Source organism: Pontibacter chitinilyticus (assembly GCF_039748935.1).
In the GTDB taxonomy this organism is placed as follows: Bacteria; Bacteroidota; Bacteroidia; order Cytophagales; family Hymenobacteraceae; genus Pontibacter; species Pontibacter chitinilyticus.
The window spans coordinates 256,267-274,139 of the sequence record NZ_JBDIZJ010000005.1 but is presented as its reverse complement, the minus strand read 5'-3'; the positions used below and the strand labels follow the sequence as shown (position 1 = coordinate 274,139).

The window sequence follows — 17,873 nt, the reverse complement described above, 5'->3', positions numbered from 1 at the left end:
CACAGCTTACACTTTCTTGGAGCAGAACAGTAAATTCAAACCTGCCAGAATCAATGCCTAATTTCCGAGTTCACGTTTGTTTTAGTAATGTTCTTTTCATTCCGATAGCACTTTTCTCATCATCAGAGAGGTTCTCATATGCATCTGTGCTCTCTAACCCATTCCAAGCAATGGCTTTATACGTATCCAAGGAGATGTCCGAGTAATTCTTAATATCAGGCGTGTTGGCCTCCACAAAGTCCCTGATCCCCTCGGCCAGATCCGTGATAAGATTATCGGCTATCAGATTGTGCTGGTCGATATTCTATTTGACTATAAACTATAGTTATTTGTCTTTTGAATTAGTTTAAGATACCTCAATTACAATCAATAATCATACTTTCATCTTTCACAACATAAAAGTCTATTACAATTGAATCTCCTGAATGACTGACAAATGGTTCTGTCTCAACACTTAAATAACCAAGAGGAATAGCCTGTAGTTGGCTTTTAACATTAAAAGGCCTAATGTTTAGCTTATATCCGCCCGAAGTAGTCTGTTGAGATATACATCCAAGCTTTAAAGTCGAAAACACAAGAGGTTTATTTGTGTTCAAATCAGTTATTTTTCCACTAATTATGACACTGTCTTCTGCTAAAAGGCTTTTAGTTTTATATTTTTTGAAGGTGTAGCCTCCATTGTTGTAGGTAGGCTTCATCGGGCTGTTCAAATTACAACAACCACTTACTAACAGTAATAACCCAAAGTTTAAAACGATTTTATTCATGATAATCAATAGTTATTAGCATCCAGCTTTTTTCCCTTTCTGAGGCTGGCTATTGCCAGTAGTGTCTTTTCCTGTAAGTTCAATAGCACTAATATTCAAAATCCTAGTCTTATCTGTTGAAGGTAAGTTAGAAAATGTTGTTGTGCCTTGAAGACCACCCCAAGCCATATCTTGGTAAAACTATTGACCCAGGTTATAACCCTTCTATCTGAACCTTGATTCTTTTGGTGATAGCTTCTTAAGCTCCTCAATAAACTGCTCCTCATTGACGTAAAATTTATACTTCTTCGGTGATAGGCGGTTTACAATAGAGAGCAACTTCACAAGATCAGGCACATACATGTTACTCCAATAAATTTCTTTTTTCTGCTTATTCTTGCTAATAATAACATTTACCCCAAATCCATCATCTACGCCTAAAGATGAGCTTACATGGCTAATAGAATCCAGCTTAATTTCTGTAAAAAGCTTTTTGAACTCTCGCATCTGCTCCCTATTAAGGGTTTGTTTATACATAACTTTCCTTGTCACGTAATTTTTGTTTTTTTTTACTTTGTATATTATTAGCCCCCGGTTGTTTAGATGATATTCAACTGTATATAAATCAAGAATGACTCGCATTGGTTTTCTAAATTGGATAGAGTCTTTATCATACTCCTTCCATCCATATTCCCGATAGCCTTCATTGACAAAAACTACTTTGTTATGCTCTTGTTTATTTTCTTTAAAATTTATACAAGAAACACATAAAGGAAGAGCTATAAAACCTATAATTTGAAAGGAAAATATATGTTTCATAAAAATGTAGGTTAATTTTTGATAATCCGAGCCTTCATTCTTGCATAAAAAATTCGGCTGTGGTATACTATGTATGATGAATAATGAATTGATATAATTGGAAAGAATCAAATTTACAACCTGCGGAGGAGATAAGGGTTCAATGCTATGCTGGCTGTAACGGAAGCCCTTCACAAAGTTGCCCTGCCAGTCTTCTACCAGCACCGTGCCTGTAAACAGTCTGGCGGGGTCTGCGCCAAACAAGCTTTCCTCATCCGGCACCGCAGTCACTACCTCCGCCTGCCACTGCCTGTCCCCATCTTTATAGAGCAGCAGGTAAGAAAGCGCATTTAGAGGCAATCGCTTTTTACCATTATTGTATCCGGCGTAAAGTTGCTAGGTATAAACCAGGGGCACCACTACCGCCTCACCTGTAGGCCATGGCTTGGAATAAGCCCGAGACCAGTCGGCACTTTTATCAGGTTGCGGCGAGGATTATTGTTTTGGGTGTTTGCTTGTGAGTGTTTATTCGGCTCTTTCTGCTGTGCCAGCACTTCATTCTCAAAATACTGCCTCGCTTCTTCTTGAAATGTGTCTGCTGCGACTGTAGCAGGCGCGACATCTTCTACATGCTCGCTGCACGAGAGTAGCAAAAATAGCACTAGAAGTAGTAAAGGGTTTAAGTGTTTCATAGATATTTTGTTTATTATAAATTAATATATGTATATTTATAAATTTATAATAAATAATCAAGAAGCCCATAAGTTTATTTTAGTAAACGCAACGGTAATACGCTCGATAATGGAGATGCTCTCTACTATTTTTCTATACTTTATAGTTAAAAGTAGTAGCATTTGAGAACATTTTATATTGAGTTTACCCATCTAAAGCTTTTGTAATCACACCCGCACATTCAAAAATTAGCACATTTAACCTTATCTTTGCCGCATGCAACTGAAAAATGATCTGCTGATAAGAGCTGCCAGAGGCGAGGTGGTGGAACGCACGCCGGTGTGGCTCATGCGCCAGGCCGGCCGCATTTTACCTGAATACCGTGCGGTGCGCAACAGCCTGAGCGGCTTTAAAGAGCTGGTGGAGACGCCAGAGTTTGCTGCCGAAGTAACCATTCAGCCCGTAGATATACTGGACGTGGATGCGGCTATTATCTTTTCGGATATACTGGTAGTGCCCGAAGCGATGGGCTGCACCTATGAAATGGTGGAAAAGCGCGGGCCGCTCTTCCCAAAAACTATTCGTACCGAAGAAGACCTCAAACATTTGCGCGTAGCCGACCCGCACGAGCACCTGCATTATGTGCTGGAGGCGATAAAAGTTACCAAGCGTGCCCTGAATGGCCGCGTACCCCTCATCGGTTTTGCCGGTGCCCCCTGGACCATCCTGGCCTACATGGTGGAGGGCAGCGGCTCCAAGACCTTTTCGCATGCACGGGGCATATTATACACCAACCCGCGGCTGGCGCATCAATTGTTGCGCATGATTACCGATACGACCATTGCCTACCTGCAGGCGCAGGTAGAAGCCGGCGCCAACCTCATCCAGGTGTTTGATTCCTGGGCGGGCATCCTGTCGCCGGCGCAGTACCGCGTGTTTGCCCTGCCTTATATTTCCGAGATCTGCAACGCCATTACAGAGGTACCGGTAACGGTGTTTGCCAAAGGTGCTTTCTTTGCGCTGGAGGATTTTGCACACCTTAACTGCGAAACCATTGGCCTGGACTGGAACATGGAAGTGAAAAAAGCCCGCCAGCAGGTCGGCCCTAATAAAACGCTGCAAGGCAACATGGACCCCTGCCTTCTCTACAGCTCTTTCGACACTATACAGCACGAGACAATTAAGATGCTGAAAGAATTTGGCCCGCAACGCCACATTGCTAACCTCGGCCATGGCGTTTACCCCGACACTGACCCGGAAAAAGTAAAATGCTTTGTGCAGACGATAAAAGAGTACGGCAGCATTATGGGAGACCAGTAAGTATAAACAAGGCTGCCTTGCCACAGTTAAACCTGCCGGCTATAACCAAGTATAAGGTTATAGCCGGCAGGTTTTAATTTATACCCTCTCTATAAAAAAACTATTTACTTTACTTTTTCTCTTTCTTCTATTTTTCTCCCGCACCACCTCCGCGCAATCCGACACGACGTTACAAGCAGCGCCTAAGATAACCTTAACCGGCTTTGTGGATACCTACTATGCTTACGACTTCAACAAACCCGCAAGAGATTACCGGCTGCCTTTTATCTACAACCACAACCGCCACAACGAATTCAACCTCAACCTGGGGCTGCTAAAGGTAGAAGTGGAGCATGCCAAGTATAGGGCGACATTGGCTTTGCAGGCCGGCACCTATGCCCAGGACAATTATGCAGCTGAACAGGATATGCTAAAGCCTGTTTATGAAGCGCATGCAGGCGTTGCCCTTAACCAAGGGAGTACCCTCTGGCTGGATGCAGGCATTCTCCCTTCTAACTTGGGGTTTGAAAGCGCTATCTCTACCGAAAATCCTACCCTGACGCGCTCTTTACTGGCAGAGAACTCGCCTTACTTTCTGGCTGGTGCCCGGCTGTCGTATGCGCCGGATAGTAAATGGTATGTGGCAGCACTTGTGTCTAACGGCTGGCAGCGTATCCAAAGGGTACCCGGCAACTCGCTCCTCAGCTTCGGAACGCAACTCAGTTATAGCCCCACTGCTAGCACCCTGCTGAACTGGAGCACCTTTATCGGCACAGACTCCCCGGATGCGGCCCGAAAAATGCGCTACTTCAACGATTTCTATGCCAAGTTCGCTTTAGCAGACCGGCTCCACTTTATCGCTGGGTTTGATGTTGGATTTGAGCAGAAGCAAAAAGGTAGCAACTCCTACAATACCTGGTACAGTCCCATCCTGATCACCCGCTATACTTTTGATCGGGAATGGGCAATTGGCTTGCGGGCAGAATATTACGCTGACAAGTATAACGTCATCGTGGCACAGCCCAATAATATTCCTTTCAAAACGGCCGGCTTCTCTGCAAATCTGGATTATATGCCTGCGCCCGCCATTATGTGCCGCCTGGAGAGCAGGTGGTTTACAAGCCCAAACTCTTTGTTTCTGCGCGATGGCAGGTATGTTGGCGACAATGTAGCACTGGTTGGCTCTATTGCTGTGAAGCTCAGCAGATAATGATCTGCTTTGTTGATAGCCCTGCCTATGCCGGTGCTACACCTTCTGACAGCAAAGCCAAACATTGCGGCCGTAGAGGCAGTTACATACTAGAGGCCAACCAGCTAAAGCATCTATTTGACCCTGACTATACTTTTACCGTAAATAAAACAATTTTAGTAATAGAATACACCTTAATGGAACAACACGACCCCTCCAATATGACAGAACAGCTCCCTCACAAGCGAAGCACCAAATACCTGTTATTACTTTCTCTCAGCGCCTTAGGTGTGGTGTATGGTGACATCGGCACCAGCCCCTTGTATGCTATCCGAGAGTGCTTCTACGGCGAGTATGGCGTGCCTCCCATTCACGATAACATCCTGGGTGTGCTCTCGCTGGTGTTCTGGTCCCTCATCCTGGTCATCTCCTTTAAGTACCTAATTGTGGTGATGCGGGCCGATAACGAGGGAGAAGGCGGTATTCTGGCGCTGATGGAGCTAGTGCTGCCTTCCAGTAAGAAGTGGTACTACAGCATGGTACTGGTGATGGGTTTGTTCGGAGCAGCCTTGCTTTATGGCGATGGCATGATCACTCCGGCCATCTCCGTGCTCAGTGCCGTGGAAGGGCTAAACGTGGCCACGCCACTCTTCGAGCCCTATGTGATTCCCATTACCATAGCCATCCTGCTGGGCCTGTTCCTGTTGCAAAGCAAAGGCACCGGCGGCGTGGGTAAGATCTTCGGCCCTATCGTGCTGTTCTGGTTTCTGGTGCTGGCTGCGCTGGGCATTTCTGCGATCATCAAAGATCCGGTGGTACTCAAAGCCCTAAACCCCTACTATGCCGCTATCTTTTTCGAACAGCACGGTTTTCATGGGCTGCTGGTGCTGGGTGCGGTGTTCCTGGTTGTAACGGGCGGTGAAGCTCTCTACGCTGATATGGGCCACTTCGGCCGGTTTCCCATTCGCCTGGCCTGGTTTTGCGTGGTGCTGCCTTGCCTGCTGTGCAACTACTTCGGGCAGGGCGCTTTGCTGCTCGATCATCCTGAGCTGGCCGTGAACCCCTTCTTTCACCTGGCCCCTGCATGGGCCCTATACCCACTGGTCATTCTTTCTGCCTTCGCTACAGTCATTGCCTCGCAGGCCGTAATCTCGGGGGCTTTTTCGCTCACGTACCAGGCCCTAAACCTGGGCTACTTCCCCAGAGTATCGGTCCTGCATACTTCTGAGCGGGAGCGGGGCCAGATCTACATTCCTCAAATCAACTGGATCATCTTTGCAGCCACGGTGAGCCTTGTAGTCGGCTTTGGCAGCTCCAGCAACCTGGCTGCCGCTTATGGGGTGGCCGTGACTACCACGATGGTCATCACCAGTGTGCTGGGCTTTATTGCCATGCGCAAGCTGTGGAAGTGGCCCTTGCCCTTTGCTATCGGGCTGACAATCTTCTTTCTGATCATCGACTTCTCCTTTTTTGGTGCTAACATTCTCAAAGTGGCCGAAGGCGGCTGGTTCCCGCTCATGATCGCGACCATCATCTTCCTGATGATGCGCACCTGGATGGCAGGACGGCGGGTGCTGCGCAGCACCTTACGCACGCTTACTCCCCCGCTTACATCATTTATCAAAGGCCTGGAGCAGCACCCGCCGCATGTGGTGGAAGGGACAGCCGTTTACATGACCGGAAATCCCAAAGTAACGCCCCCGGCATTGGCCTTGAACCTGCATCACAACAAAATACTCCACACCCAGGTGGTGATCTACAGCCTCAAAGTAGAGAAAGTGCCTCATGTAGCGGCTGGAGCCAAGTACCGGGTAGAGGAAATAGCGCCTGGCTTCTTTAAGGTGGTCGAGTGCTACGGCTACATGGATAAAGTAGACATGCAGCAATCTGTGAAAGCCCTGCAGCAAATGAAAACGCCGCTGCAATTGATCGATACCACCTACTTTATCGGGCGCGAAACCCTCATCCCTTCCAAAGATGTGGGCCTACATAAATGGCAATCAAAGCTTTTCACGATTCTGACCATGAGCTCGCAACGAGCCACCAAATACTTCAACATTCCATCCAGAAGGGTGTTTGAGGTCGGCACCCAGATCAAAATATAAGGTATAAGTTCAGGAGCAACCGCAAAAATCCATTTCTTCAAGTATAACTGACTTTTGCGGTTGCTTTCTTTAGGGGTGCTATTATCCTACTACCAGGTGTGTTTCCGGGTATTTATAATTTGTGAAGGAGTTGCGTGTACTCAGTGCCACCGCTAGTGTTAGGGTGCCTACCCGGCCAATAAACATCGACATGATGATCACCGCTTTGCCCGCATCCGACAGGCCGGCCGTTATACCTGTGCTCAGGCCAACAGTAGCAAAGGCCGATACCTGCTCAAAAGCGAGCTTCAGAATATCGAATTGGGCATCCGTAATGGATAAGATAAAGATGCTTACAATATTGATCATCACGGCAAAGGCCAGCACTGAAAAAGCTTTGTAGGCAATAGAATGCGGAATGGTGCGCTTGCCGATCTCGAGGTTGCGCTTGTTGCGGATAGTCGTCCAAACGGACAGCAGAATGACAGTGAAGGTAGTTGTTTTGATACCGCCCGCTGTAGAACCCGGAGAGCCGCCAATAAACATCAGCACCATCATCAGCAACAGGGTAGGTACATTTAGCTCTGAAATATCTACGGTATTAAAACCGGCCGTACGCGTGGTAACGGACTGGAAGAACGAAGCTACCAGCGATTCGGCAAAGTTGAGGTGTGAGAGTGTGTTGAAGTATTCCAGTAGAAAGAAGCCGATCATTCCGACGATAATCAGGGCAGCGGAAGTATAAATAGTCACTTTCGAGAGCATTTTCCATTCTTTCCAAGGGGCCTCCAGCCGCCGCCGCATGTTGCTCGGCGAAAGCACATCGAGTATGGTCGGAAAACCGAGCCCCCCAAGTATAATCAGGATGGCAATTACAACGTGTAGCACATATGAGCTGCGGATAGGATCGGTATAAAGCCCCTCGGGGTAGAGTGAGAACCCGGCATTACAGAATGCTGAAATGGAGTGGAAAACAGAAAAGAATATCTTACTGCCAAGGTTCGTAAACTGTGCGTCCGGCCCCCAGGTTGAAAAAACAACCATTGCCCCGACTCCCTCTATAAAGAACGTAAGAAAAATAAGCTTCGGCAGAAGCCCTTTGGTATGGAAAAGAGATTCACTTTCCAGTATCTCATGCATGGCCACGTGCTGCTTCATGCCCAGGCCCAGCTTCATCCAGGAGGCAAAAAAGGTCGCAAACGTCAGAATGCCCAGGCCGCCCAGTTGTATCAGCAAAAGCAACACCACCTGTCCTGAGAAAGTGAGGTATGTCCCCGGATCGACAACGGCCAGACCGGTAACGCAGGCCGCACTAGCCGACATAAAGACGGCATCCACAAACCGAATGCCTTCGGGCGCATTTGTCATTTTAGGTAGCATCAGCAAAGCGGCCCCTCCCAATATCAGAAAAATGAAGCTGAAGATAAAGGTAACGGACGGTTTTAGCTGTAGTGTCAGCAGGTGCACCCGTGTTTCAAAGAGCTCGATCATCAGCAGCACCAGCATGTACAGCGATATGAGCACCCGGTAAAACTCCACCGAAAGCGGAATGCCTATACTTTCAAAAACGGTATAGATGACAGGAAAGCCAAGCAGGTAGGTACAAAACTCGTTGATGAAGATGATAGCCATCAGGAGTCCTTCAAACCAGGTGCGCCTCAAAAAGCGGATCCGTTCAAACGTATACAGGATGCGCAGCAGGTATATGAAGACAAAAACAGCGAGAATGCCGTCAATGGCATAGTATAGCTTCTGCAGGCGTACGGGGCTTTCTACCACGCCATGCGCATACAGCAGCAAGCCAACAGACAAAATGGTCAGCCCATACGTTGTCCGGCGCATAAGGGTATACACCAGCAACTTGCTGCCATACAAACGTCTGTTAAGAGATTCTATGTTCATGCGCTTCCATCAGCCCTATCCGGTGCGCCTCGGCAAAAAGGTGCTCTTTATCTATCGGCACTACGCCCACCTGCTCACAAACCAGGCCGCCCCCCAGGTTACTGAGCCCAGCCATAAACGGCATAGACGTATGCAGTGCTACACATAATGCCGCTATACTTATCACCGTATCACCGGCGCCGGATACATCAGAAATAGCCCTGCGGTGTGCCTGAATGTATGTTTTATCAGCCTTATCGGCTACAAATACGCCCCGCTCCGAGAGTGTTACCAGCACTTGGCTTGTCTGCAATTGTTGCTGCAGTGCTTCTACTGCTTCTTCAAAAGCCGGCAGGTTATCATCGGCAAAGTCCAGTTTTAGACCCTCCTTCAGCTCCTTTAGGTTTGGCTTGAACAAGGTGCAGCCGCTGTAACTCAGAAAGTTTTTCTTTTTAGGATCGACAACGGTCGGAATGCCCCGCGCATTTGCCAAATCCAGAAAACGCCGGATATTGTGGCCAGACAGCACGCCTTTGTCATAATCTTCGAACACCACCACGTCAGCCTGCTCCAGCAACTGCAGAAAACGCTCTTCCAGGTACTGCTCCTCGTAGGCGGTAAGGTTGTGTTCTATCTCCGAATCGATGCGCAGCAACTGCTGTGCTCCGGCTAAAATGCGGTGCTTAATGGTAGTTACCCGTTCAGGGCTTTGCACAATTCCTTCGGTGGGCAGCCCCTTCTCCTCCATCAGGCGCAGGTAAGCAGCCCCGTCCTGGTCGTCGCCAACAACGGAACAAAGCAGTGGCAACGCGCCCATTGCCTGCACATTCAGGGCCACATTGGCAGCACCACCAAGGCGCAACTCGCGCTTCAGCACATTCACTATTGGTACGGGCGCTTCCGGTGATAGGCGCGTTGACTTGCCCCATAAGTAGGAGTCAATCATTACATCGCCCACCACCAGCACGCGTAGCTTGTCGAAGGCTGCAAACAGCTCTTCCAGGCTTGCTATTTGATCCATTACTGCAGTTTTGCCAGGCTGTTCTTGATGCGGCCTAATGCCTCAGTGAGCCTGTCGTCGGAGATAGCATATGAAAAGCGGATACATTGCGGTGCGCCGAAAGCTTCGCCGCTCACCAGGGCTACATGCGCATCGGTTAGCAGGAACATACTCAGGTCTTCGGCTGAATTGATGGTTTTTCCATCCACACTTTTACCAAAGTAGTAGCTCACATCCGGGAAGATGTAGAAAGCACCATTCGGCAGGTATGTTTTAAAACCGGGGATATCATCCATCAGTTGCAGCACCAGATCACGGCGGCGGCGGTATGCCTCTGTCATTTCCAGGGCCGAGGCTTTGCCGCCCTGCAAGGCTGCTGCTGCTGCTTTCTGAGCTATAGAGCAGGTACCGGAGGTCATCTGGCTCTGCATTTTATCACAGGCGGAGGCAATTTCTTTGTTGGCGGCCAGGTAGCCTACGCGCCAGCCAGTCATGGCATATCCTTTCGAGAATCCGTTTACGGTAATCACGCGGTCATACATAAAATCGATGCTGGCCATACTTGCGTGCTTGCCCTCGAAGTTGATGTACTCGTAAATTTCGTCGGCCATTACGTATACCTGCGGATGCTTCTCCAACACTTTAGCCAAGGCCATTAATTCATCTTCATCAAACACGGCGCCTGTTGGGTTGCAGGGCGAGGAGTACATTACCAATTTGGTATTAGAGGTGATGGCTTTCTCCAACTGCTCCGGCGTTACTTTATAGTCGTTCTCCAGGCGGCCCTGCACCTGTACCGGAATGCCTTCTGCCAGTTTCACAATCTCTTCATACGACACCCAATAAGGTGAGAAGATCAATACTTCATCACCCGGATTGACAAGGCAAAGTACGGCGTTGGCTATACTTTGCTTGGCCCCCGTAGACACGACAATCTGATCCGGCTTATAGTCCAGGTTGTTATCGCGCTTGAATTTTGCAGCTATTTCCTGCCGCAGGTCCAGGTAACCAGGTACCGGCGTATAGAAAGTAAAGCCATCGTCGATCGCCTTTTTGGCGGCATCTTTTATATATTGCGGCGTTTGGAAGTCAGGCTCACCAAAGCTCAGGTTAATCACATCGAACCCTTGTGCTGCCAGCTCCCGGCCTTTTTTAGCCATAGCGATAGTTTGCGACTCTGCCAGTGCAGAAATTCTGTCAGATAAGATATGGCGTTCCTCGTCTAGTTTGTACATGTGGTTAGTCGTTTAGCCAGCAATTTACTTAGAAAGCTACAGACTTTCCACACCCTTGGCAGGATTATTCTGGTGTTCGCACGAAAACTTAACGCAGTTTACCCGGCAAGACCGGGTAATTACTAAGTATAGCAGGGCGGAATGAAGAGAATTTTACGGGTTAGAAGTTACCACAGATTGGAAGGGCAGAACACTTTGCGCAGGTTAAACAGCCGTGCGCCCACCACCACCTCGTGGCTGCCACCGCCGAAGCCATTTAGCTCCTGTAAACCGGTATCGTAGGCATAGCCCACATCAAACGTGTTGCTCAGGGTTAAACCTGCCAGCACAGCAAAACTGCCGTTCTGACGAACCGAGCCTCCTACCCACATCCGGTTTTCATACAAAGCCCGCAGGTTAAAATCAATGGAGCCGGGCAGCGGTTTCAGCCACATCACCATCACCGAAGGAATCAGGCTCAACCGGTCGGACACATCATACTTATAGGCGCCTGTGGCAAAGTAATGTACATACTGGCCGTTCTTCTCCATTGTTACGTCATCAAAGTTCTCTCTGTTAGCCAGCAGTTGTGTAGCAGACATGCCCAGGTAAAAATTGCTGCTATAAAGCCAGAGCCCCATCGACAAGTTAGGCTTGATCGTATTCCAGTCTACTTTGGCATTATCAACGGGGTCATAAAACGTAAGCTTATCCGAGCGCAGGTTTTGTTGCATGATACCGGCAGCGGCACCTGCCGACAATTTTACTTCGTCGCTCAGCAGCAGGTGGTAAGCATACGATAAACTTGCCTCGGTCCGCGAAAAGGCGCCTATCTTGTCGTGCATCACCATCAGCCCCACCCCGTGGTGCGGCTTAGGTTTTATCATCCGATTTTGCGGCAGTGTGTTGAAAGATGGCGTTGACTCTGTTCGCTGGGCATTGCGTGCCACAGAGCTGTACCCGATCGGGGCATGCACGCTGAGGTACACTGTAGATGGCGAGCCCTCCATTCCTGAGAACTGCTGCCGACTTCCCAGTTTCACATCCGTGTACTCTTCTATACCTGAAATAGCCGGGTTCAGCAGGTAGTTGTTCATGATGTACAGGTTGTACTGCGGCTTTTGCTGAGCAAAGGCCACGACTGCACAACACATAATATACATAAAGGCTAAAACTGCTCTCATAAACACATTGTGTCATACTACTGAACCACGTTCAGGTAGCCGGTTAGCTGCCGCTTGCTGGGCAGTGTAAAAATGTAGAAGTAAGTTCCAACAGGCACTACACGGCCCCTGTAAGTGCCGTCCCATTCATTCTGATAGCTGTCGTTTTGGTATATTTTGTTTCCCCAGCGGTCAAACACCTTCAACTGTACTCCCGGAAACTCTAGAATATTGCCAATTTTCCAGTTGTCGTTTACGCCATCGCCATTCGGGGAGAAAGCATTTGGTATCTGCAGTACTTTTTCAACTAATACCAGTACCTCATCCGTATCCTGGCAACCAGCTTCGTTGGTTACTGTAAGGGTATACGTAATCGTTTCTTTCGGGCTGGCAACCGGGTTGGCAATTTCCGGGTCGCTGAGGTCGGTAGCCGGCTCCCAATGATAGGTTACTCCGCCGCTGCCCTGCAGCACGGCACTCTTTCCTTGTTCAATAATTACAGTTTCTCCCGCATCAGCCTCCGGAAATGGTATAATAAGCGCCTGTACCGGTACTCTGGTACTTTCACAAGCGCCCCGCACCACTGATACATAGTATGTTTTAGTAGCCGTAAGCTTTGGGGTGACAAAGGTGCTGCCGGTGGCATTTGGTATCGGAATCAGGCTTTCGGCATCATCATACCAGCGGTAGCCGTTGCTGTCCCCGCCGTAAGCTACCAGGGTCAGGCTCGTCGGTTCGCAGGAGCCACTGCCCTGTACCATTGGGGGTTCTACCGGCGCACGTACCTCTACTTTCACCGCGTTAGAGGTAGCGGTAACATTACAGCTGTTGTTGATGTCTAAAGTATAGGTACCGCTTTCTACCGCATCATACACCGTATCCTGAGCAGCCGAGATCACCTTTCCGTCTTTTTTCCACTGGTAGAGCATTCCTTCTATGGCTTTGGTGTGCAGGCGTACGCTCTCGCCACTGCATACGGTAGTGGGGCCTGTAAAAGAAATCTTGGGAGCCGTAGGAGGAGTTTCAACAATCGCCTGCACCGGCGTTCGAGGGCTTTCACACTGGCCGTTGGTTGTAGCTACATAAAAGGTGGTTGTTTTGCTCAGCGCATCTGTCGTAAATGTTTCATTTACAGCTCCTGAAATAGCAATACTCTCTTTGCTGGTGTACCAACGGTAGCTACCGTTGGTGCCTCCTTTAGCCGTAAGCGTGATTTTAGTATTTACACACCCCCGGCCATCTATAACTTCGGTTATCTTCGGAGTAGCAAGCAGCGTACCTTTCAACGTATTGGAGCTGGTATAGGCGCCGCAGGTGTTAATTAAATCTACCGTATACAACCCCGACTCTTTCGTAACCTGCACCAGGCTGTCTTTTCCGAATGGTATGCCGTTCTTTTTCCAGACATATTTTACATGGGGTATATCCGGAGCCGTAAGCACCAGGCTATCTCCTTCGCAGAACTCCAGATTGTTCCTAGCTACAATAGAAAAGGAAGGTATGGGGTGATCGATCACAAACTCTGTGGGGTTTTGGCTGTAGGCCGGTCCGCAGGAATTCGTTTCAAGTATGGAATACACGCCGGGCTCTGTCACGGTAATACTGGTCATCCCCTTAAATTCATTAATTGTTTGCCCATCCTTTCGCCAGTAATAGCTGGTACCTTCTATAGGCGTAACAGAAAAGGTAACGCTTCCGCTTTCGCAGTACGTAGTAGGGCCTGACACCTGAATAACCGGTGCAATCAGTTTGTCATTAACAATAACCTTGATCTTGTTAGAAGTACCTACACAACCATCGGCATCCGTCACCTTGGCGTAGTAGGTACCGGATCTGGTCACGTTAATAGAAGTGGAAGTGGTATTGCCATTGCTCCACTCAAAACTTATCATGGGTGGAGTCATGTCTTTTGTAACAAGGTTGAGAATGACACTTCCTCCCTTACAGATATAGATTTCTTTGCTATCGGCAGGGAAAGGTGCCGCAGCCTGTATTTTTGGCAGTATCTGTGGCGTGCAGGCAGCTTTGGCAGCAGTACTGCCAGAAGTTGAGATTTCCTGCGCTGACACGTGACCGCATGCCACTACAAGGCTAAACCATAATAAGAGCGTTAGCGTGATATAGTGCTTCTTAAGTAGATTGGGGAGCATAGGGTGATAAAACGACGGACACGTATTTTCCTTATATTTTTAGTATCATCAACTATGCAATACCCGTTTTCGATTAAAAAAGTTTTAATAAGTTTATTAAATATAGAGCTATATAGATTATTAGTTAAAGACTAGAAATTTAGCAATAAATAATAAAATTTATAAGTATAATCCAGTTAGCAGAAATCTGTAGTATGTACTTTCACTAAACTTGTCTCTTTCGAAATGATGCAAGAATTTTATCTGAACTTGAGAGGGATGCTAGTGCTGAAAGACCCTTTTATAGTAGCGGCTGATAGAAAGACGTATATAAAGACAATCCAGAAAGCGCATGCGCTCTTGCTATACAGGTTGCTTGTAGTGAGTGAAAAAAAAGCACAGGATGAGAGGCAAACCGGCTTCCAACGATGTTACCACAGATTAGAAGGGCAAAGTACTTTCCGCTTGTTGAGCAGGCGTATACCCAATACCACTTCGTGGCTCCCGCCGCTGATGCTGCTCAGATCGCTGATGCCAGCGTCATAAGCATAACCCAGATCAAAGGTATGGGTTAGCGTCAGTCCTGCCAGAAAGGCCATACTATCTTTTTGCCTGTAAGATACTCCTGCCCAGATCCGGTTGTTGTAGAGCGCCCGCAGGTTATAGTCAACTGAAACGGGCAAAGGCCGCAGCCATTTTACCATCAGCGAGGGAATTAAAGCAAATCTTTCGCTTACAGCAAGCTTGTAGGCTCCTGTCACAAACAGGTGCGTGCGCCCTTCGCCTGCCGCCCCGTTTTCGCCATCAAACAATAGCGAGTTACCCAGAAGCTCTGCCGCTGAAACACCCACATAAAATTCGCTTGAGTATAGCCACAGTCCGCTGGAAAGATTCGGCCGCCAGGAGCTTCTGTCTGATGCTGCCGCATCGGCAGGATTCGCAAAATGAAGGCTGCTGCCTGCCAGGTTCAACTGCGTTACGCCTACTGCAACGCCAGCCGCAACCTTTATATCTTTGGTCAGGGGCATATGATAGGCATAGGAAAAACTGGCTTCGGTGCGCACAAAGGGACCCAGCTGATCATGCATTACTAACAACCCTACTCCGTGGCGCGGCTTGAAATTTTCGTTGCGGTAAGTGCTGCGCTGCTCGCGCTCTGCCGCAAATGCAGGCGTTTTACGTTCGATGGAGCTGCTACTTGTGCCAATGTTCTTTTTAGTAAGCCGTGTATGGGCACTCAGGTAAAAAGTATTGGGTGCATCTTCCATACCCGACCATTGGTTGCGCGCTCCAATCTTGATGTCTGCATAATCCTCAATGCCTGCTATAGCCGGGTTAAGCAGGTAATTGTTTAACATGTACTGGCTGTATTGCGGCTTCTGTTGCCCAGCCGCTAGCAGGGGCAGAATAAGTATGAGAGCCAATAGCATCCATTTTGTCATAGCCATAGGTTAATGAATGATACTGACAGAGCCGGTAAGCTTACGACCTTCTTTCAGCGTGATCACATAAAAATAAGTGCTAACGGGCAGGGCTTTGCCGTGCGAGGTACCATCCCATTCGTTGTTATAGTTTGTCTTTTCATAGATCCTGCTTCCCCAGCGGTCAAAGATTTCTACCCGGGCATCGGGGTAGCCTTCCAGCGTAGCAATTTCCCAAGTCTCGTTCACCCCATCGCCATTGGGCGAAAAAGCATTGGGTATAACGAGCTCTTTTCGCACGATCACCTTCGTCTGCCCGGTTGTCTGGCAGCCAGCTGCCGTGGTTACCACCACGGTATAGAGGGTCGTTTGCTCCGGCTGCGCCACCGGACTTTCGATGGCAGTATTGCTGAGCCCTGTGGCAGGCGACCACTGGTAAGCAGCTCCTCCAGCGGTGCTTTGCAAAGTTACACTACTTCCTTTCTCCACAATTATTTCGGCATATGGGGCTACATCCGGAACAGGGTTTATAACCGCTTTAACCGGTACCCGGGGGCTCTCACAGTCATTCCGCAACACAGAGACATAGTAGGTAGCAGTAGCTGTAAGCGCAGGCGTCGTATACCTGCTGCCAGTTTCAGGAAGCGGAGCACCACCCACAGCCGCCGAATACCAGCGGTACTCCCCTGCTTTAGCGCCCGTCGCGGTGATACTGACTTCGCCCGGGCCGCACCGCTCCACATCAGGCACAACAGGTGCTAAGGGCACCGGCACAGCCTTAACAAGTATAGGACTCGCAGTTGTGGTGCCGCATACAGTTGTGACAGCAAGGGTATAGCTCCCCGAAGCAGTGGCGACAAGTTCAGGCCTGTTCTCGCCAATCGCGACTCCGTCCCGTTTCCACTGGTACTTTGGTCCAGCTACTCCTCCCGGCATACTTAGTGTTACGCTTTCGCCAGCGCAGAAAGTAGTACTGCCAGAGGCCGTAATCTGCACCGGTGCCTGCAACGACTTACACCTGACTTTGATCCGCACATTTGCTGTGGCTGTTTTAGCATAACACTGGTCCGTCCCGACATCACTGATCTCATAGGTCACCACATCGTCCACATCCGCTATCCAGGCATCCGGCGTATAGAGCAGCTTGTTCCCTACAATCGTTGCCACGCCTTTGCCTACCTGGTGCCGGATACGTGTCAGGATCAAGGAGTCGCCGCCTCCGGTATCATTTGCCAGCACATCTATCTGAATCGGCTTGCCTGGTTCCGCTTCCACCACATCGTCGTTTGCCACCAGTTTGCTGTCATGCAGTACGCAGATGGTCTGCTCATTCGAACTGCCGCCTGTAGAACCGGTAAAACCATAGTATACTTCTGTAGTGCCTTTAAACACGTTTTTCACAATGTCATCGGTGTGGCTGAAACGCTGCTGCCCGTCAAAGAAAAGCTTCAGCTCCTTTGTAACAGGGTCCCACGAAATCTTATAAGTATGGCACTGGTTATTTTCGACATCTGCACTCCCCGGATCTATTTGCAAAGCTGCAACAACAGGGTGTAAGATGTCGCCATTGTAACTCACGGCTGTATGATCGGCAGGAATGTCAGCCGGATCATCCTGGTTCTGCCAGGTATCAAATTCAACTGCTACGGAAGGCTTGATTCCGCCTCCGCCTGCAAACCCAAGATCATGCCCTGTATTTCCCGTCGCATTAAACCCTCTTGGATCATTATGGAAGAGAAAGGCGATCCCATCGGCACCGTCCGCATCTTTCGTTCCCATATAAATGATAAATTCCAGCTCTACCGGTTTAGACAGGTCTATTTTATTTTGTGACCAGATGGAGCCGTAGCGGAACTGCTGATCTTCCGTTATTTTGAAGCACTGGCCTGATAATTTCACAGCATCGCCCCGGGTTACGAACTGTGCATTAGCAACATAAGGGATAGCCAGAGCAGTAAAAATGCAGCAAAGCACAACAGAAGCCCACTTTTTGTCTAAAAAGTAAAAAATGCACCCAAGCAGTAGCGGTATGTTCATAAAGCTATTTTAGCAATAAAAAATAGCATAAGAAAAGTATAAGCATACTCTTTCCCATTATACTTGCTGCCCACCTCTCTGTGCTTAGCTAGAGACCTTCGGAAAGTATAATCCTCTATGCTATAAAGATTAAGGACACTATTTATTCAAAACCAACCTTGAAAATGGAGCAAGATTACCGATTGCAGAACTGAAGGGAGCCGTCGCATTGTTTACACTCATGCAATTATCAGAAAAAGC

At 48.5% G+C, this 17,873-nt stretch carries 13 protein-coding genes; 3 read left to right on the top strand and 10 right to left on the bottom strand.

What is annotated here, in order from left to right; all coding sequences use genetic code 11:
• Positions 1-356: 356 nt before the first annotated feature.
• From ABDW72_RS10875 to ABDW72_RS10865, 3 genes are all read right to left on the bottom strand, one after another.
• A complete protein-coding gene (locus ABDW72_RS10875) occupies positions 357-767 on the bottom strand; it encodes a hypothetical protein (RefSeq protein WP_347158583.1) in 411 nt (136 codons plus the stop codon).
• 204 nt (positions 768-971) lie between these two features.
• Positions 972-1,904, bottom strand: a complete 933-nt coding sequence (locus ABDW72_RS10870; protein ID WP_347158582.1) for a hypothetical protein — start codon at positions 1,902-1,904, stop codon at positions 972-974.
• Positions 1,905-1,963: 59 nt separating this feature from the next.
• Complete coding sequence (locus ABDW72_RS10865) at positions 1,964-2,236, bottom strand: hypothetical protein (protein WP_347158581.1); 273 nt, start codon at positions 2,234-2,236, stop codon at positions 1,964-1,966.
• 256 nt (positions 2,237-2,492) lie between these two features.
• Here ABDW72_RS10865 and hemE point away from each other — a divergent pair, with 256 nt between their 5' ends.
• The 3 genes from hemE (at position 2,493) to ABDW72_RS10850 (ending at position 6,809) form a co-directional block, all read left to right on the top strand.
• Positions 2,493-3,536 carry a uroporphyrinogen decarboxylase gene (gene hemE, locus ABDW72_RS10860; protein ID WP_347158580.1) on the top strand — a complete coding sequence of 348 codons (1,044 nt, stop codon included), beginning with the start codon at positions 2,493-2,495 and terminating at the stop codon, positions 3,534-3,536.
• Between the two features lie 76 nt (positions 3,537-3,612).
• A complete protein-coding gene (locus ABDW72_RS10855; RefSeq protein WP_347158587.1) occupies positions 3,613-4,725 on the top strand; it encodes a porin in 1,113 nt (370 codons plus the stop codon).
• On the top strand, positions 4,725-6,809 hold the full coding sequence (locus ABDW72_RS10850; RefSeq protein WP_347158579.1) for a potassium transporter Kup: 2,085 nt from the start codon (positions 4,725-4,727) through the stop codon (positions 6,807-6,809). The genes ABDW72_RS10855 and ABDW72_RS10850 overlap by 1 nt, the downstream gene beginning before the upstream one ends.
• 81 nt (positions 6,810-6,890) lie before the next feature.
• Here the strand turns inward: ABDW72_RS10850 and ABDW72_RS10845 are convergent, their stop codons facing one another.
• The 7 genes from ABDW72_RS10845 to ABDW72_RS10815 all read right to left on the bottom strand — a co-directional run bounded on the left by ABDW72_RS10845 (position 6,891) and on the right by ABDW72_RS10815 (position 17,633).
• Complete coding sequence (locus ABDW72_RS10845) at positions 6,891-8,690, bottom strand: TrkH family potassium uptake protein (RefSeq protein ID WP_347158578.1); 1,800 nt, start codon at positions 8,688-8,690, stop codon at positions 6,891-6,893.
• Positions 8,671-9,690, bottom strand: a complete 1,020-nt coding sequence (locus tag ABDW72_RS10840) for a bifunctional heptose 7-phosphate kinase/heptose 1-phosphate adenyltransferase (protein ID WP_347158577.1) — start codon at positions 9,688-9,690, stop codon at positions 8,671-8,673. The genes ABDW72_RS10845 and ABDW72_RS10840 overlap by 20 nt, the downstream gene beginning before the upstream one ends.
• Positions 9,690-10,904, bottom strand: coding sequence for a pyridoxal phosphate-dependent aminotransferase (locus tag ABDW72_RS10835; RefSeq protein WP_347158576.1), 1,215 nt, complete (start codon positions 10,902-10,904; stop codon positions 9,690-9,692). Before ABDW72_RS10835 ends, ABDW72_RS10840 begins: the two co-directional genes overlap by 1 nt.
• A gap of 167 nt (positions 10,905-11,071) precedes the next feature.
• On the bottom strand, positions 11,072-12,067 hold the full coding sequence (locus ABDW72_RS10830; RefSeq protein ID WP_347158575.1) for a PorP/SprF family type IX secretion system membrane protein: 996 nt from the start codon (positions 12,065-12,067) through the stop codon (positions 11,072-11,074).
• Between the two features lie 17 nt (positions 12,068-12,084).
• Positions 12,085-13,938: a T9SS type B sorting domain-containing protein gene (locus tag ABDW72_RS10825; RefSeq protein ID WP_347158574.1), complete on the bottom strand. Its 1,854-nt coding sequence runs from the start codon at positions 13,936-13,938 to the stop codon at positions 12,085-12,087.
• Between the two features lie 668 nt (positions 13,939-14,606).
• A complete protein-coding gene (locus ABDW72_RS10820) occupies positions 14,607-15,623 on the bottom strand; it encodes a PorP/SprF family type IX secretion system membrane protein (RefSeq protein WP_347158573.1) in 1,017 nt (338 codons plus the stop codon).
• Positions 15,624-15,626: 3 nt separating this feature from the next.
• Positions 15,627-17,633 (bottom strand): lectin-like domain-containing protein, encoded by a 2,007-nt coding sequence (locus ABDW72_RS10815; protein ID WP_347158572.1) that lies wholly within the window; start codon positions 17,631-17,633, stop codon positions 15,627-15,629.
• Between the last annotated feature and the right edge of the window lie 240 nt (positions 17,634-17,873).

Excerpts from the sequence above, each read along its gene's own strand:
- ABDW72_RS10850 (WP_347158579.1), top strand. The coding sequence starts at position 4,725 with ATGATCTGCTTTGTTGATAGCCCTGCCTATGCCGGTGCTACACCTTCT.
- ABDW72_RS10820 (WP_347158573.1), bottom strand. The coding sequence starts at position 15,623 with ATGGCTATGACAAAATGGATGCTATTGGCTCTCATACTTATTCTGCCC.
- ABDW72_RS10815 (WP_347158572.1), bottom strand. The coding sequence starts at position 17,633 with ATGAACATACCGCTACTGCTTGGGTGCATTTTTTACTTTTTAGACAAA.
- ABDW72_RS10840 (WP_347158577.1), bottom strand. The coding sequence starts at position 9,690 with ATGGATCAAATAGCAAGCCTGGAAGAGCTGTTTGCAGCCTTCGACAAG.
- ABDW72_RS10875 (WP_347158583.1), bottom strand. The coding sequence starts at position 767 with ATGAATAAAATCGTTTTAAACTTTGGGTTATTACTGTTAGTAAGTGGT.
- ABDW72_RS10835 (WP_347158576.1), bottom strand. The coding sequence starts at position 10,904 with ATGTACAAACTAGACGAGGAACGCCATATCTTATCTGACAGAATTTCT.
- ABDW72_RS10825 (WP_347158574.1), bottom strand. The coding sequence starts at position 13,938 with ATGATAAGTTTTGAGTGGAGCAATGGCAATACCACTTCCACTTCTATT.
- ABDW72_RS10865 (WP_347158581.1), bottom strand. The coding sequence starts at position 2,236 with ATGAAACACTTAAACCCTTTACTACTTCTAGTGCTATTTTTGCTACTC.
- ABDW72_RS10845 (WP_347158578.1), bottom strand. The coding sequence starts at position 8,690 with ATGAACATAGAATCTCTTAACAGACGTTTGTATGGCAGCAAGTTGCTG.
- hemE (WP_347158580.1), top strand. The coding sequence starts at position 2,493 with ATGCAACTGAAAAATGATCTGCTGATAAGAGCTGCCAGAGGCGAGGTG.
- ABDW72_RS10830 (WP_347158575.1), bottom strand. The coding sequence starts at position 12,067 with ATGAGAGCAGTTTTAGCCTTTATGTATATTATGTGTTGTGCAGTCGTG.